Source organism: Kitasatospora nipponensis, assembly GCF_039528135.1.
GTDB lineage: Bacteria > Actinomycetota > Actinomycetes > Streptomycetales > Streptomycetaceae > Kitasatospora > Kitasatospora nipponensis.
Map to the genome: position 1 here is coordinate 1 of NZ_BAAALF010000195.1, position 14913 is coordinate 14913.

Annotated in this window: 12 protein-coding genes; 7 read left to right on the forward strand and 5 right to left on the reverse strand. The window is 73.7% G+C overall.

The window, feature by feature from the left end:
* Nucleotides 1–243 precede the first annotated feature (243 nt).
* The 3 genes from ABD323_RS33850 to ABD323_RS33860 all read left to right on the forward strand — a co-directional run bounded on the left by ABD323_RS33850 (nucleotide 244) and on the right by ABD323_RS33860 (nucleotide 4040).
* Nucleotides 244–1377: an SRPBCC family protein gene (locus tag ABD323_RS33850; protein WP_344445900.1), complete on the forward strand. Its 1134-nt coding sequence runs from the start codon at nucleotides 244–246 to the stop codon at nucleotides 1375–1377.
* Between the two features lie 74 nt (nucleotides 1378–1451).
* Nucleotides 1452–1991 (forward strand): orotate phosphoribosyltransferase, encoded by a 540-nt coding sequence (gene pyrE / locus ABD323_RS33855; RefSeq protein ID WP_344445901.1) that lies wholly within the window; start codon nucleotides 1452–1454, stop codon nucleotides 1989–1991.
* Nucleotides 1992–2183: 192 nt separating this feature from the next.
* Nucleotides 2184–4040, forward strand: coding sequence for an alkyl/aryl-sulfatase (locus ABD323_RS33860; RefSeq protein WP_344445902.1), 1857 nt, complete (start codon nucleotides 2184–2186; stop codon nucleotides 4038–4040).
* 69 nt (nucleotides 4041–4109) lie between these two features.
* Here ABD323_RS33860 and ABD323_RS33865 read toward each other — a convergent pair whose 3' ends face one another.
* Complete coding sequence (locus ABD323_RS33865) at nucleotides 4110–4844, reverse strand: DedA family protein (RefSeq protein WP_344445903.1); 735 nt, start codon at nucleotides 4842–4844, stop codon at nucleotides 4110–4112.
* Between the two features lie 429 nt (nucleotides 4845–5273).
* Between ABD323_RS33865 and fbaA the strand changes: the two genes are divergently transcribed.
* The 3 genes from fbaA (at nucleotide 5274) to ABD323_RS33880 (ending at nucleotide 9312) form a co-directional block, all read left to right on the forward strand.
* The gene (gene fbaA, locus ABD323_RS33870) at nucleotides 5274–6302 is read left to right on the forward strand and encodes a class II fructose-bisphosphate aldolase (protein ID WP_344445911.1); all 1029 of its coding nucleotides are present in this window, start codon (nucleotides 5274–5276) and stop codon (nucleotides 6300–6302) included.
* Nucleotides 6303–6542: 240 nt separating this feature from the next.
* Complete coding sequence (locus tag ABD323_RS33875; protein WP_344445904.1) at nucleotides 6543–8828, forward strand: ArnT family glycosyltransferase; 2286 nt, start codon at nucleotides 6543–6545, stop codon at nucleotides 8826–8828.
* Nucleotides 8829–8892: 64 nt separating this feature from the next.
* The gene (locus tag ABD323_RS33880) at nucleotides 8893–9312 is read left to right on the forward strand and encodes a DUF3151 domain-containing protein (protein ID WP_344445905.1); all 420 of its coding nucleotides are present in this window, start codon (nucleotides 8893–8895) and stop codon (nucleotides 9310–9312) included.
* 433 nt (nucleotides 9313–9745) lie between these two features.
* Here the strand turns inward: ABD323_RS33880 and ABD323_RS33885 are convergent, their stop codons facing one another.
* The 4 genes from ABD323_RS33885 to purS all read right to left on the reverse strand — a co-directional run bounded on the left by ABD323_RS33885 (nucleotide 9746) and on the right by purS (nucleotide 13924).
* The gene (locus ABD323_RS33885) at nucleotides 9746–10594 is read right to left on the reverse strand and encodes a sterol carrier family protein (protein ID WP_344445906.1); all 849 of its coding nucleotides are present in this window, start codon (nucleotides 10592–10594) and stop codon (nucleotides 9746–9748) included.
* A 129-nt stretch (nucleotides 10595–10723) separates the two neighbouring features.
* Entirely contained in the window at nucleotides 10724–12979 is a 2256-nt protein-coding gene (purL, locus tag ABD323_RS33890; RefSeq protein WP_344445907.1) for a phosphoribosylformylglycinamidine synthase subunit PurL, read from the reverse strand.
* A gap of 1 nt (nucleotide 12980) precedes the next feature.
* Nucleotides 12981–13676, reverse strand: a complete 696-nt coding sequence (gene purQ, locus ABD323_RS33895; protein ID WP_344445908.1) for a phosphoribosylformylglycinamidine synthase subunit PurQ — start codon at nucleotides 13674–13676, stop codon at nucleotides 12981–12983.
* A complete protein-coding gene (gene purS, locus ABD323_RS33900; RefSeq protein WP_425556253.1) occupies nucleotides 13673–13924 on the reverse strand; it encodes a phosphoribosylformylglycinamidine synthase subunit PurS in 252 nt (83 codons plus the stop codon). Before purS ends, purQ begins: the two co-directional genes overlap by 4 nt.
* A 476-nt stretch (nucleotides 13925–14400) precedes the next feature.
* Here purS and ABD323_RS33905 point away from each other — a divergent pair, with 476 nt between their 5' ends.
* Complete coding sequence (locus tag ABD323_RS33905; protein WP_344445910.1) at nucleotides 14401–14718, forward strand: histone-like nucleoid-structuring protein Lsr2; 318 nt, start codon at nucleotides 14401–14403, stop codon at nucleotides 14716–14718.
* Nucleotides 14719–14913 lie beyond the last annotated feature (195 nt).

Below are 14913 nucleotides of genomic sequence, written 5' to 3' on the forward strand. Positions count from 1 at the left end.
CCGCGCGGGACGGCCGCCCCGCGCTCACGCTGGCCGCCGACGCCCCCGCGCCGCGCTCGCTGACCGCCGCGCGGCTGGCCGCCGTCGCGGCCGCGCTCGCCTCCGGTCGCCCCGAGACGCTGCCCCCGCCGAGCACCCTGCTGCGGCCCCGCTGACCCGTGCCGCACCGCCCGCGGCACCGGACACGCGTCAACCTGGTGCCGTGCCCTCCCACTCCCGGGGCGGATCGGTAGGCTCACAGGCATGGAGCATGAGGTTGTCATCCAGCTGCCGGCCGAACTCGTCCTGAGTGGCCTGGAGGATCCCGCGCTGCTCGCCCGCTGCATCCCCGGACTCAGTACCGAGGCGACCGAGGCCGGCGGTGCGGCCGAGGCGCCCGGGAGGGCCGCCCGGCGTGGCGCCGCGCCCGGCCCCGAGGAGATCAGCGGCCGGCTGCGGCTGCGGATCGGCGGGTCCACCATCACCTACCGCGGCGTCATCTCGCTCATCCGCACCGGCGGCACCGGGGTGCTGACCGCCCTGGTCGAGGGCCAGGAGGTGCGCGGCGAGGGCGAGGTCGAGGCCACCCTGCGGCTCGGCGTCGAGGCGGACGGGCCGCAGAGCACCCGGCTGCGCTTCCGCGGCGACCTCACCCCCGGCGGCCGGCTCGCCGACTTCGACGCCGAGGCGCTGGCGGCCGCAGGCCATCGTCTGCTGGATCGTTTCTCCGCCGCGCTGGCCGCCGCCACCTCGCCCGACTCCACGCCCGCGCAGACCAGCAGCGCCACCCCCGCGCTCACCGCCGTCCCCTCCCCGCCCGCCCAGGACGACGACGAGCAGGACGAGGACCGGGACGCCGCCGCGCGGACCGGTGAGGGCGAGGGCCGGGAGAGCGGCGACGAGCTCCCCGACGACCTGTTCGGCGACGACCTCTCCGACCTGATCGCCTTCTCCGACCCCGAGGGCTTCGGCCTCACCGCCGAGCCGGAGGAGCTCGGCGAGGGCGCCGACCGCGACGCCGCCGCCCGGCACTCCGAGGGGCCCGGCGACGACCTGGAGGTCCCGTACGGCTTCCCCCGCTCGACGGGCGACGCCGGGGCCTTCGGCGGCGAGGTACCGCTGTCGCCGGACGACGTGCTGGCCGGCCCGGTCCGCCGCAGCATCGTGGGCCGCTCCGCCGAGGAGGTGGACCACGCCCCGCCGCGCGGTCGGTACGCCCCCGCGCTGCCCGCCCGCAGCGCCCGGGCCCGGGCCGCCAGCCGCTGGTACGGCGACCAGGGCACCGCCCCGGTGGCCTCCCGGGTCTCCGGCCGGCTCAGCACCCCCTGGGTGATCGGCGGCGGGGTGGCCCTGCTGGGCGGCGCCGTGGTGCTGGCCCGCGCCCTGCGGCGACGCTGACCAGCGACGCCGGGCGCCCGACGCCGCGGGCCCTTCCGACGTCACCCCTGAAACACGCCCTAGACTGACCGTCCATGAGCAACGACCGCGACGCCCTGCTGGCGCAGATCAAGACCAAGGCCGTGGTGCACGGCAAGGTCACCCTCTCCTCCGGCCGTGAGGCCGACTACTACGTGGACCTGCGCCGCATCACGCTGGACGCCCAGGCCGCGCCGCTGGTCGGCCGGGTGCTGCTGGACGCCACCGCCGAGCTGGACTACGAGGCCGTCGGCGGGCTGACCCTGGGCGCCGACCCGGTCGCCGCCGCGATGCTGCACGCCGCCGCCGCGCGCGGCCGCGAGCTGGACGCCTTCGTGGTCCGCAAGGCCGGCAAGGCGCACGGCCTGCAGCGCCGGATCGAGGGCCCGGACGTCAAGGGCCGCCGGGTGCTGGCCGTCGAGGACACCTCCACCACCGGTGGCTCGGTGCTCACCGCCGTCGAGGCGCTGCGCGAGGCCGGCGCCGAGGTGGTCGGCGTCGCCGTCATCGTCGAGCGCGGCGCCGCCCCGGCCATCGAGGAGGCCGGGCTGCCGTACTACACCGTCTTCACGGCCCAGGACCTCGACCTCGGCTGAGGCCGCCCGGTCCGCCCCCCCCGCCATCCGGCGCAACGGCCGGGTCGGGGCGATGTTTCACGTGAAACATCGCCCCGACCCGGCCGTTCGCCGTCGCGACCGCCCCCAGGCGCCGCGCGAGGCCGCCTGAGGCACTGTCAGCAGCGGTTTCCAGGCAGGCGAAACGCCCCATATCGTGACATTCTCGCCAGCATGACCTCCTCCACTCCCTCCCTGTCCCGCACCGACCGTGACGGCGCCGGGGACGACACGGACGACTTCGCCGACGCGGACCGCGGCTTCATCGCCCGGCTCGATCCGGGCGTGGTCCATGCGGACGACGGGCGGGTGATCTGGGACAACGACGCCTACGCCTTCCTGGCCCAGGAGTGCCCGGACACCGCCCACCCCGGCCTGTGGCGCCAGGGCCGGCTCACCGCCCGCCAGGGGCTCTACCAGGTCACCGAGGGCATCTACCAGGTCCGCGGCCTGGACCTCTCGACCATGACGCTGGTCGAGGGCGACCGCGGGGTGATCGTGATCGACCCGCTGATCTCCGCCGAGACCGCCGCGGCCGCGCTCGGCCTCTACCGCCGGCACCGCGGCGAGCGCCCGGTCACCGGCCTGATCTACACCCACTCGCACGGCGACCACTTCGGCGGCGCGCGCGGCGTGCTGCCGCACGGCCACGAACCCGTCCCGGTGCTGGCCCCGCAGGGGTTCCTGGCGCACTGCGCCAGCGAGAACATCTACGCGGGCAACGCGATGACCCGCCGGGCGGTCTACATGTACGGCGCCCAGCTGCCCAAGACGCCGACCGGCCAGATCGGCTGCGGCCTGGGCATGACCACCTCCACCGGCACGGTCACGCTGATCGCGCCGACCGTGGACGTCACCCGCACCGGCCAGGTGGAGACCGTGGACGGCGTGCGGATGGTCTTCCAGCTCACCCCGGGCACCGAGGCGCCCGCCGAGATGAACTTCCACTTCCCGGACCGCAAGGCGCTCTGCCTGGCCGAGAACGCGACCCACACCATGCACAACGTGCTGACCCTGCGCGGCGCGGAGGTGCGCGACGCCCGGGTCTGGGCGCGCTACCTGGACGAGGCGCTGACCCTCTTCGGCGCCCAGAGCGAGGTCTCCTTCGCGTCCCACCACTGGCCCACCTGGGGGCGCGAGCGGATCGTGCGCCACCTGACCGAGCAGCGCGACCTGTACGCGTACCTGCACGACCAGACGCTGCGCCTGCTCAACACCGGCCTGACCGGTGCGGAGATCGCCGAGCGGCTGGAACTGCCGCCGGGCCTGGAGTCCCGCTGGGCGCTGCGCGGCTACTACGGCTCGCTGAGCCACAACGTCAAGGCGATCTACCAGCGCTACATGGGCTGGTTCGACGGCAACCCGGCGCACCTGTGGGAGCACCCGCCGACCGAGCAGGCCCGGCGCTACACCGACGCGCTGGGCGGCGTGGCGGCCGCCGTGGCCACCGCCACCCGGTACGCCGACGACGGTGACCTGCGGTTCGCCGCCACGCTGCTGAACCACGCCGTGCTCGCCGCGCCGGACCACCAGGAGGCCCGGCAGCGCCTGGCCACGGTCTACGACGCCCTGGGGTACGGCTGCGAGAACGGCACCTGGCGCAACTTCTACCTGACCGCGGCGATGGAGCTGCGCGGCACGCCGGCCACCGTCGAGCTCTCCACGACCAACCCGGAGGTGTCGATGGCGCTGACGGTGAGCCAGCTGATCGACGCGGTGGCGGTCCGGATCAACGGCCCGCGCGCCTGGGACGACCACCTCACCGTCGACCTGCTGGTGAGCGACGAACGGCGCGGCTGGCGGCTGACCCTCTCCAACGGCGCGCTCACCCACCGCAGCGCCACGCTCGGCCGGCCGCTGGGCGAGGGCCCGGCCGACCTGGCGCTGACCCTCTCCAAGGCGCAGCTGCTGGGCCTGCTGGGCGGCGGCGCGGCCACCGACCTCGAGCAGAGCGGCGACCCGCAGGTGCTGGCACGGCTGCTGTCGTACCTGGACACCCCCGACCCGAACTTCCCGCTCGTCACCCGCTGACCGGGCCCGCCGACGGCTCAGCCCTCCCCCGCGACGCGGAGGAGGGCCGGCCGTGCGTGCGGGGCCAGGTCAGCCGCGGCGGTGCCGCCCGCCGGCCTGCAGCGCCTCGGGGTCGGCGTCGGCCGCCAGGACGGCCTCGCCGCCGGCCTTCTTCTTGCGGCGGTCGCGGACGATCTCCAGCAGGATCGGCGAGATCGACAGCAGGATGATCAGCGCCATCGCCGGGATCAGGTACTTGTCGATGACCGGGGCCATCGAGTCGCCGAAGAAGTAGCCGATGCAGAGCATGGACTCCGTCCACACCACGCCGCCGACCACGTTCCAGACGAAGAAGGTGCGGGCCGGCATCTCCAGCATCCCGGCCACCGGGTTGAGGAAGGTCCGCACGATCGGGATGAAGCGGGCCATCACGACGGCCTTCTCCGCGCCGAACTTGTCGAAGTAGGTCTCGGCCTTCTCCACGTACTCGCGCTTGAAGATCCGCGACTCCGGCTTGTCGAAGAGCCGGCGGCCCCCCTTCGCGCCGATCACGTGGCCCAGCTGGGCGCCCGCGACGGCGCAGAGCGGCGCGCCGATCAGCAGGACCGCGATCGGCATCTGCACGCCGGGGCCGAAGGCCTTCGCGGCGGCGGAGGAGGCCGCCACCCCGCCCAGGATCAGCAGCGAGTCGCCGGGGAAGAAGAAACCGATCAACAGACCGGTCTCGGCGAAGATGATCGCCAGCAGACCGATCGTGCCGACCGAGGCGATCAACGACTTGGCATTGAGGAGGTTGACCGCAAGGTCGACGTGGGTGGTAGTCACCGGCGCAGGATAGCGCGGCCACACGAACCGAAGCCCTCGACCCGGGGCCGTGGCGGGGCGCCGGCGGGCCCGTCGGCGCCCCGCCCACCGCCCTCGAAGCGGCTGCGCGACGGCTGCGGAGCGGCCCCCGCGGAGCCCCGAAACGGCCCCCCAAGGGCTCCGACCATACCTTTCGTACTGAATCGCCCGGTCTTCTGTCCCGAGTGGCGAGCAGGGAGGTGGCGCCGCCGCACGAGTCTGGGAAGATGACACCGGCGTCCGGGCCGCGGCGCGACTCAGCCACCTCCATACCCTCAGCGGGGTGGGCACCACGGCCGCACGGCGCCGTTGCACCCTGGTACCACCGCACCGCCGCGACGAGTACCGAGGACGTACCGGACGTACGAGCGCCAGACAGGCCGACCGTACGCCGCACACCGACAGGAGCGGATTCGCATGCCCATCGCAACTCCCGAGGTCTACAACGAGATGCTCGACCGGGCCAAGGCGGGCAAGTTCGCCTACCCGGCCATCAACGTCACCTCGTCGCAGACGCTGCACGCGGCTCTGCGCGGCTTCGCCGAGGCGGAGAGCGACGGCATCATCCAGATCTCGACCGGCGGTGCCGAGTTCCTGGGCGGCCAGCACAACAAGGACATGGTGACCGGCGCGGTCGCGCTGGCCGAGTTCGCCCACATCGTGGCCGCCAAGTACGACATCACGGTCGCCCTGCACACCGACCACTGCCCCAAGGACAAGCTGGACGGCTACGTCCGCCCGCTGCTGGCGGTCTCCGCCGAGCGCGTGGCCAAGGGCCTGAACCCGCTCTTCCAGTCGCACATGTGGGACGGCTCGGCCGAGACCCTGAACGACAACCTGGCCATCGGCGAGGAGCTGCTGGCCCAGGCCCGCGCCGCCAAGATCATCCTCGAGGTCGAGATCACGCCGACCGGTGGCGAGGAGGACGGCGTCTCGCACGAGATCAACGACTCCCTCTACACCACGGTGAACGACGCGGTGCGCACCGCCGAGGCGCTCGGCCTGGGCGAGAAGGGCCGCTACCTGCTGGCCGCCTCGTTCGGCAACGTGCACGGCGTCTACAAGCCGGGCAACGTCGTGCTGCGCCCGGAGCTGCTGCGCGACCTTCAGGACTCGATCGGCGCCCAGTACGGCAAGCAGGACCCGTTCGACTTCGTCTTCCACGGCGGCTCCGGCTCGTCCGCCGAGGAGATCGCGACCGCGCTGGAGAACGGCGTCGTCAAGATGAACCTCGACACCGACACCCAGTACGCCTTCACCCGCCCGGTCGTGGACCACATGTTCCGCAACTACGACGGCGTGCTGAAGGTCGACGGCGAGGTCGGCAAGAAGAACACCTACGACCCGCGCACCTGGGGCAAGCTCGCCGAGGCCGGCATGGCCGCCCGCGTGCTCGAGGCCGCCCAGCAGCTGCGCTCGGCCGGCACCCGCCTGAAGTAACACCCCGCACGGCCCGTGGGCCCCGGTCGGCACCACGCCGACCGGGGCCCACGCCGTTCCGCGACCGGGGCACCCGGCGGTTTCGGCGCCCACCGGGCGGGCCCGCGCTGACCTGGGCCGATCGGCCGTTGGGGCATTCGGGTGAGGTCCGGCAAAGAGTTGTTGTGGTGCCGGTCCACAGTTCCCCAAAGCGGCGTGGGGAGAACTGCGGCGGCCCGCACCCCCGGTGAGGCTGCGGGCATGACGACGACGACGCCGGTCGCCGAGGACCCGGCCCCCACTCCGCGCCCCGCCCCGGACCACCAGTCACCCGCCCCAGGTCGACCGGCCCCACCGTGGGCCCGCTGGCGCTCGCCCGCGGGCGACCCCCGCTACGCGCGCCCCGCGGCGCTGGCCGTCGCCGCCGTGGCGGGGCTGCTCTACTGCTGGGGGATCGACCGCAGCGGCTACCACCTCTTCTACGCCGACGCCGTGCGGAGCATGTCGCAGAGCTGGCGGGCCTTCCTGTTCGGCTCCTACGACCCGGCCAGCACCATCACGCTGGACAAGCTGCCCGGGTTCCTGTGGCCGCAGGCGCTCAGCGCCCGGCTCCTCGGCTTCCACCCGTGGGCGCTGACCCTGCCGCAGGCGATCGAGGGGGTGCTGGCGGTCCTGGTGCTGTACCGGGCGGTCCGCCGCTGGGCCGGCGCGCGGGCGGGGCTGCTGGCGGCCGCCGCCTTCGCGCTCACCCCGGTGGTGGCCGGGCTCTTCCGCACCTCCGTGGAGGACCCGCTCTTCACCCTGCTGCTCCTGCTCGCCGCCGACGCCACCCAGCGGGCGCTGCCCACCGCCCGGCTGCGCAGCCTGCTGCTGGCCGGTCTCTGGGTCGGCCTGGCCTTCCAGGCCAAGATGCTGGAGGCCTGGGCGGTGCTGCCGGTCCTCGGCGCGGTGTACCTGGTCGCGGCGCCGGCCCCGCTGCGGCGCCGGCTCGGGCAGCTGGCGCTGGCCGGACTGGTGACGGTGGCGGTCTCGGCCTCCTGGATGGTCGCGGTGAGCCTGACGCCGGCGCGCGACCGTCCGTACATCGACGGGACCACCGACGACTCGGCCTACAGCATGGTGGTGGGCTACAACTTCCTCAACCGCTTCCCCTCGGTCGGGCTGAGCGCCGCCGACACCGGGAGCGTGCCGCTGCGCGGCGCCGGGGTGCCGGCCGCCGCACCCGCCGTTCCCGTCGCTCCGGGCGCGCCTGCCGCGCCTGCCGCGTCCGCCCCGGCTGCCGGCGCGACCGCCGCGACCGCGACAACCGCCGGGGCGCCGTCCTGGCAGGGCGGCGGGGCCCACGGGGACGGCGGCTGGGGCAAGCTGCTGGGCCACCAGTTCGCCCCGCAGACCGGCTGGCTCTACCCGCTGGCGGCGATCTCCGCCCTGTGCGCGCTGGCCTGGCGGCGCCGGGAGCCGCGCACCGACCGGCTGCGCGCGGGCTACCTGCTCTGGGGCGGCTGGCTGGCGGTCTTCTTCCTGGTGCTCAGCGCCGGCAGCATCGGCGCGCACACCTACTACCTGGGCGTGATCGCCGCACCGCTGGCCGCCCTGAGCGGGGCCGGCACCGCGCTGCTCTGGCAGGCCTTCACCGCCGGCGGCCGACGGGCCTGGGCGCTGCCCGGGGCGGTGGCCGCCACCGTGCTCTGGGGCGGCCACCTGGCCCGCAGCGCGCCCGGCTTCCTGCCCTGGCTGGCCCCGGCCACGCTGCTCCTGGGCGCGGTGGCGCTGGCCCTGCTCGCCGCCGCCCGGCTCACCGCCGACCGCGCGGCCCGCCGGGCGGGCGCCGATCCCACCGCAGTGGGCGATCCCACCGGCCCGGCCGGCGGGCGGCTGGCGACGGTCGGCCTGCTCGCGACGCTGCTCGCCGTCCTGCTGGCGCCCGGAGCCTGGGCCGCCTCGGTGCTGAACCCGGCCTACGGCAGCTCCGGGATGGGCACCGTCGGCCCGGCCGGCCCCCTCGGCCCGTGGTCCGCCGCCGCCCCCGGCGCGGCCGTCACCGGGGCCGGCGCGGCCCGCTCCGGGCGCACCCCCGCCGACACCCTGGGCCGCGCGAACCCCGGCGGCCCGGGCCACCCGTCGGTCACCGTCGGCGACGCGCGGCTCACCCGCGACCAGCAGGCGCTCCTCGACTACGTCCGCGCGCACGGCAACGGCGCCCGCTACCTCTTCGCCACCACCGACTGGCAGTCCTCCTCGCCCTACATCCTGGCCACCGGCGAGGAGGTCCTGCCGATGGGCGGCTTCACCGGCCGGGCGCCCGCACCGAGCCTGGACCGGGTCCGCACCCTGGTCGCCACCGGCGAGCTGCGCTACGTGCTGGTCGCCGCGCCCTCCCCGCGCACCCCCGAGGGCCCCGAGGCGGTCACCGCCTGGGTCCGGGCGAGCTGCACCCCGGTACCGGCGGACGCCTACGCGGCCCGGCCGGCCACCGCACCCGCCACCACACCCACCGCCTCACCCGCCACCGAGCCCGCCCCGGTGCTCTACCACTGCGCGCCCTGACCTCCACCGGTCGCCCGCCCGCCGCCCTGCCGGGGCCGGGCGGGCGGCTGGCAGACTGGGAAGCATGACTGATCGGAAGAACTTGCTTTCGGGACCGGCCCCGACGCTGCTGGCCGAGGAGGCCGAGCCGTACCGGCGGCTGGCCGAGGAGTCCGCCTCCCCGACCCAGCTCGCCGCCGACTACCCGTGGTTCTCGCTCGCCTGGGCGATGCTGGCCGACGACGCCTTCACCGAGGGCCGGGTCGTCGAGTCGTACGCCTACGCCCGCACCGGCTACCACCGCGGCCTCGACGCCCTGCGCCGCGCCGGCTGGAAGGGCCACGGGCCCGTCCCGTGGGAGCACCGCGCCAACCGCGGCTTCCTGCGCTGCCTGGCCGGCCTGGCCCGCGCCGCCGACGCCATCCACGAGGACGAGGAGGCCACCCGCTGCTGGGACTTCCTGCGCGACAGCAGCCCCGAGGCGTACACCGCCCTGAAGCAGTAGTCGCCCCGACCCGCACCCGCCGACGGCCGCCCCGGACCCTTCCGGAGGCGCCCGTCGTGTCGCTGCCCGGCCCGGACCGTCCAGACCGGCCGAGCCGACGTTCGGTCTGTCCCCGCTCGGGGCAGTGCCGGGGTCGTTGGTCAGGACTCGGTGGGGGGGCAGCAGGCGGGTGATCAGCAGGTCCAGGCGCTCGTCGCCGGAGTCGGCGCGCAGGCGGCCGCCGCGGGTGAGCAGGACCAGGCCGTGCAGGGCGCTCCAGGCCACCTCCGGCCGTGGCGCTGGGCGTCCAAGGCGCCACGCCCGCCATGGTCGTCCTCATCGCCGTGCTCCTGCTGCGCGAGCCCGCGCCCGGCCGTCGACGGCGACCGCGACGGCGACCGCGGCCCGCGCTCCGCGGCCATCTCCGCACCCGTCGGCACGCACTGACGGTGCGTCAGTGCAGTACGGGCAGGAAGGCGCTCAGGTCGCTCCGCTCGCCGCTGGCGGTCAGCTCGGCCCGCTCGACCGCCGCCTCCCAGCCGAGCCGCCCGGTGGCCAGGCGGATCCAGCCGAGCGGATCCGTCTCCACCACGTTCGGCGGGGTGCCCCGGGTGTGCCTCGGACCGGGCACCGCCTGCACCACCGCGAACGGCGGGATCCTCAACTCCACTGCACCACCTGGCTGTTGATCGGCGAACACGTCGGCCAGCAGCCGGCAGACCGAGGCCAGCGCGAACCGGTCGTGGGCGAAGGCGGGCAACTCCAGCGCGTCGGCCAGGTCGTCGGCGTGCACCACCGCCTCCACCAGCCGGGTGACCAGCATGTCGGCGAGCGTCATCGACCCCAGGCGGATCTCGAACCGGCGCTTCTCGTCGAGGACTTCGGGGCCGGCCAGGAGCGCGAGCAGGGCGTCGGCGGCCCGGTCGAAGCCGGCCGCGACCGCCGCCGGCTCACCGGCGAAGTCCGCCGCGCCGCTCGCCCGGGCACCGGCGTCCAGCAACTCCGAGAGCGAGCCGACACCCGACGCCCAGCCGGTCAGGTCCAGCACGCCGCGGCCCTGCGCCGGGTCGTCCAAGTGCTCCGGCACCCAGGCCAGTTGCACCGCCAGATGGGCCACCAGCTCGCGCACCCGCCAACCGCCCAAGCGGGTCGGGCGCTCCAGCAGCAGCCCCGCCGCGGGATCGGCGCAGAGCCGGTGCACCACCGCCCGCACCGCCTCGGTCTGCGCCGCCAGCGCCGTCCGCACCTTGCCCGGGTCGTAACTGCGGGCCCGCCGGGCACCACGGGCCCCAGAAGTCGTCATACCCCCAAGCTAGCCGAGCGGGCCGGGCGGGAGACAGCGCGCCGGGCAGCGGACGAGCGGAGCCGGTGACACGACCAGGGCCCGCCCCCCGAACAGCGGAGAGCGGGCCCTGACGGTGGCGGCTCGGACTCAGCCGAGCAGCGCCTCGATCACACCGGTGTGCGCGTCCGTGAGCTCCGCCAGCGAGAGCGTGAACTGGCCCTGGACCTCGAGGGCGTCGCCGTCCACCACGCCGATCCGGGTGGCCGGCAGGCCCCGCGCACCGCACATGTCGGTGAACCGCAGCTCCTCGCTGCGCGGCACCGCCACGACCGCGCGGCCCGCGGACTCGGAGAACAGGAAGACGAACGGGTCCAGCTCGGCGGGCACGATCACCCGGGCGCCGTGGCCGCCGCGCAGGCAGCTCTCCACCAGCGCCTGGGAGAGGCCGCCGTCGGAGAGGTCGTGCGCCGCGTCGATCATCCCGTCGCGCGAGGCGGCGATCAGGATCTCGGCCAGCAGCCGCTCGCGCTCCAGGTCCACCTTCGGCGGCAGGCCGCCCAGGTGGTCGTGGGCGACCTGCGACCAGGCGGAGCCGCCCAGTTCGTCGGCGGTGTCACCGAGCAGGTAGAGGTGCTGACCCTCCTCGGCGAAGCCGATCGGGGTGCGCCGGCTGACGTCGTCGATGACGCCGAGCACCGCGACCACGGGGGTCGGGTGGATCGCCGTCTCACCGGTCTGGTTGTACAGCGAGACGTTGCCGCCGGTCACCGGGGTGCCCAGGATCTGGCAGGCGTCGGCCAGGCCGCGGGTGGCCTCGGCGAACTGCCACATCACGTCCGGGTCCTCGGGGGAGCCGAAGTTGAGGCAGTCGGAGACCGCGAGCGGCTTGGCGCCGCCGGCCGCCACGTTGCGGTAGGCCTCGGCCAGCGCCAACTGGGCGCCGGTGTACGGGTCCAGCTTGGCGAAGCGGCCGTTGCCGTCGGTCGCCACCGAGACGCCGAGGTTGGTCTCCTCGTCGATCCGGATCATGCCGGAGTCCTCGGGGGTGGCCAGCACGGTGTTGCCGATCACGAACCGGTCGTACTGGTCGGTGATCCACGCCTTGGAGGCCTGGTTCGGGGAGGACGCGACGGCCAGCATCGCGGCCTTCAGCTCCTCACCGGTGACCGGGCGCCGCAGCCGCTCGGCGGTCGGCGCGTCGGCCTGCAGGGCGTCCTGCCAGGACGGGCGGGCGAACGGGCGGTGGTAGACCGGCCCGTCGTGCGCCACGGTGCGCGGCGGCACGTCCACGACCTGCTCGCCGTGCCAGAAGATCTCCAGGCGCTCGCCGTCGGTCACCTCACCGATCACGGTGGCGATGACGTCCCACTTCTCGCAGATCTCCAGGAACCGGGCGACCTTGCCGGGCTCGACGATCGCGCACATCCGCTCCTGCGACTCGCTCATGAGGATCTCCTCGGGCGAGAGCGTGGCGTCGCGCAGCGGAACGGTGTCCAGCTCGACCCGCATGCCGCCGGAGCCGGCGCTGGCCAACTCCGAGGTGGCGCAGGAGAGTCCGGCGCCGCCGAGGTCCTGGATGCCGAGCACCAGCTTCTCGGCGAAGACCTCCAGGGTGCACTCGATGAGGAGCTTCTCCTGGAACGGGTCACCGACCTGCACGGCCGGGCGCTTGGTCGGCTTGCTGTCGTCGAAGGTCTCCGAGGCCAGCACCGAGACGCCGCCGATGCCGTCGCCGCCGGTGCGGGCCCCGTAGAGGATGACCTTGTTGCCGGCGCCGCTGGCCTGCGCGAGGTGGATGTCCTCGTGCTTCATGACACCCACGCACAGCGCGTTGACCAGCGGGTTGCCCTGGTAGCAGGAGTCGAAGACGACCTCGCCGCCGATGTTCGGCAGGCCCAGGCAGTTGCCGTAGCCGCCGATGCCCGCGACGATCCCGGGCAGCACCCGGCGGGTGTCGGGGTGGTCGGCCGCACCGAAGCGCAGCGGGTCCATCACCGCGACCGGGCGGGCGCCCATCGCGAGGATGTCGCGCACGATGCCGCCGATGCCGGTGGCCGCGCCCTGGTAGGGCTCGATGTACGAGGGGTGGTTGTGCGACTCGACCTTGAAGGTGACCGCGTAGCCCTGGCCGACGTCCACCACGCCCGCGTTCTCACCGATGCCGACCAGCATGGCGTCGTTCTGCGGGGCCTTCTCGCCGAACTGCTTGAGGTGCACCTTGGAGCTCTTGTAGGAGCAGTGCTCCGACCACATCACCGAGTACATCGCGAGCTCGGCGCCGGTGGGGCGACGGCCCAGGATCTCCCGGATCCGCGCGTACTCGTCCTGCTTGAGGCCGAGTTCGGCCCAGGGCTGGGCGGTGTCCGGAGTCTGCTCGGCGTTCTTAACGGTGTCGAGGGACATCTCAGGAACTCACCAACTGCTTGAGGACGGACGTGAAGAAGCCCAGACCGTCGGTGCGGCCGGTACCGACCAGCGGCTCGACGGCGTGCTCCGGGTGCGGCATCAGGCCCACGACGTTGCCGGCGGCGTTGGTGATCCCGGCAATGTCATTCAGCGAGCCGTTCGGGTTAGCCGGCCCGACGCCCGAGGCCAGGTAGCGGAATACCACCCGTCCCTCGGACTCCAGCTCGTCGATGGTGCGCGCGTCCGCCGTGTAGCGGCCGTCCATGTTCTTCAACGGGACGGAAATCTCCTGGCCCACCTGGTAATCCGTGGTCCAGGCCGTGGTGGCATTCTCCACCCGCAGCTTCTGGTCCCGGCAGATGAAGTGCAGGTGGTTGTTGCGCAGCATCGCGCCCGGCAGCAGGTGCGACTCGGTGAGCACCTGGAAGCCGTTGCAGATACCGAGGACCGGCATTCCGAGCCTGGCCTGCTCGATCACGGTGGCCATCACGGGGGAGAAGCGCGAGATCGCGCCGGCCCGCAGATAGTCGCCGTAGCTGAATCCACCGGGCAGGACCACCGCGTCGACCTGGTGGAGATCCTTGTCACGGTGCCAGAGCGCGACCGGCTCGGCTCCGGCCAGCCGGATCGCGCGCTGCGCGTCGCGGTCGTCGAGCGAACCGGGGAAGGTGACGACGCCCACGCGGGTGGTCACTGGCCGTCCTCCACCCGAACGGTGAAGTCCTCGATCACGGTGTTGGCGAGGAACGTCTCGGCGGCCTCGCGGATCCGGACGAGAGCGGCCTCGTCGACCGGGCCCTCCAGTTCCAACTCGAAACGCTTGCCCTGACGGACATCGGCGATCCCGGTGAATCCGAGACGGGGCAGTGCGCGCTGCACCGCCTGTCCCTGGGGGTCGAGGATCTCCGGCTTGAGCATGACGTCGACTACGACGCGTGCCACTGGCACTCCCAAAGGTGTGGTGCGTGAAGGCGGGGGACCTTCAGAGTACCGGGGCTCACGGGTCGTTCGACGGCCCGGGGATCGCGACGCGCGTAGACCCGTACCCCTTACGCGCCATGGGTTCCACCCTTCCGCACCGCCCGTTTCCTCCCCCTATAAAGAAGTTCCCAGCTTCGCGACACCCCTCCCTTCGGGACCCGTCCGAATACCGGCAACACCGGACAGATCGACCACGGATACCGCGGAGTATCGGCCCGAAGTAACGGTGCGGAGGCGAAGGGAGGTGAATATCCGGAAAAAGAAAGCAGCGCCCATCGATTTCACCGTGCCGCGGGTGCAGAATAGGGCCACCGGTGGTGGCAGGAGCTGCGCAGTCGGTGGGCGCAGGCCCACCCGCATGCCCGTGGGCGACCGGTGCACAGGGCTCCCGCGGCACACCGCGCCCGGTTGCCGAATTGCCGAGAGGATTGACACCCATGGCTCAGCGTGTAGTGGTCACGCTCTCCGACGACCTGGACGGCGGCGCGGCCGCCGAAACCGTCCACTTCGGCGTCGACGGGAAGTCGTACGAGATCGACCTGTCCCTGGACAACGCGGAAAAGCTGCGGGAGGCGCTCGCCCCGTTCGTCGCGGCCGGCCGCCGCCAGAGCCGCGCCGGGAAGTCCTTCCGCCGCACCGCGCTCGCGCCCGACCCGGCCGCGGTGCGCGCCTGGGCGCAGTCCCGCGGGATGGAGCTGCCGGCTCGCGGCCGCATCCCCAAGCACGTCTACGAAGCGTTCGCCGAGGCCAACTGACCTGCGACGCCCCGCCCTTCCGTCGCCGTCGGACCGGCCGCGACGGAAGGGTGCAGGACCACCGCCGATCATGGGGTAGAGTATTTCTCGTCGCCGCAACCGCAAGTCGGGAGCAGCGACCGGCGCCGATCAGGCACCGTGCGGACGTGGCTCAGTTGGTAGAGCATCACCTTGCCAAGGTGAGGGTCGCGAGTT

Bases quoted from the DNA above. Each gene is read 5' to 3' on its own strand.
- ABD323_RS33850 (WP_344445900.1), top strand. From the start codon at position 244: ATGGAGCATGAGGTTGTCATCCAGCTGCCGGCCGAACTCGTCCTGAGT.
- pyrE (WP_344445901.1), top strand. From the start codon at position 1,452: ATGAGCAACGACCGCGACGCCCTGCTGGCGCAGATCAAGACCAAGGCC.
- ABD323_RS33860 (WP_344445902.1), top strand. From the start codon at position 2,184: ATGACCTCCTCCACTCCCTCCCTGTCCCGCACCGACCGTGACGGCGCC.
- ABD323_RS33875 (WP_344445904.1), top strand. From the start codon at position 6,543: ATGACGACGACGACGCCGGTCGCCGAGGACCCGGCCCCCACTCCGCGC.
- ABD323_RS33880 (WP_344445905.1), top strand. From the start codon at position 8,893: ATGACTGATCGGAAGAACTTGCTTTCGGGACCGGCCCCGACGCTGCTG.
- ABD323_RS33885 (WP_344445906.1), bottom strand. From the start codon at position 10,594: ATGACGACTTCTGGGGCCCGTGGTGCCCGGCGGGCCCGCAGTTACGAC.
- purL (WP_344445907.1), bottom strand. From the start codon at position 12,979: ATGTCCCTCGACACCGTTAAGAACGCCGAGCAGACTCCGGACACCGCC.
- ABD323_RS33905 (WP_344445910.1), top strand. From the start codon at position 14,401: ATGGCTCAGCGTGTAGTGGTCACGCTCTCCGACGACCTGGACGGCGGC.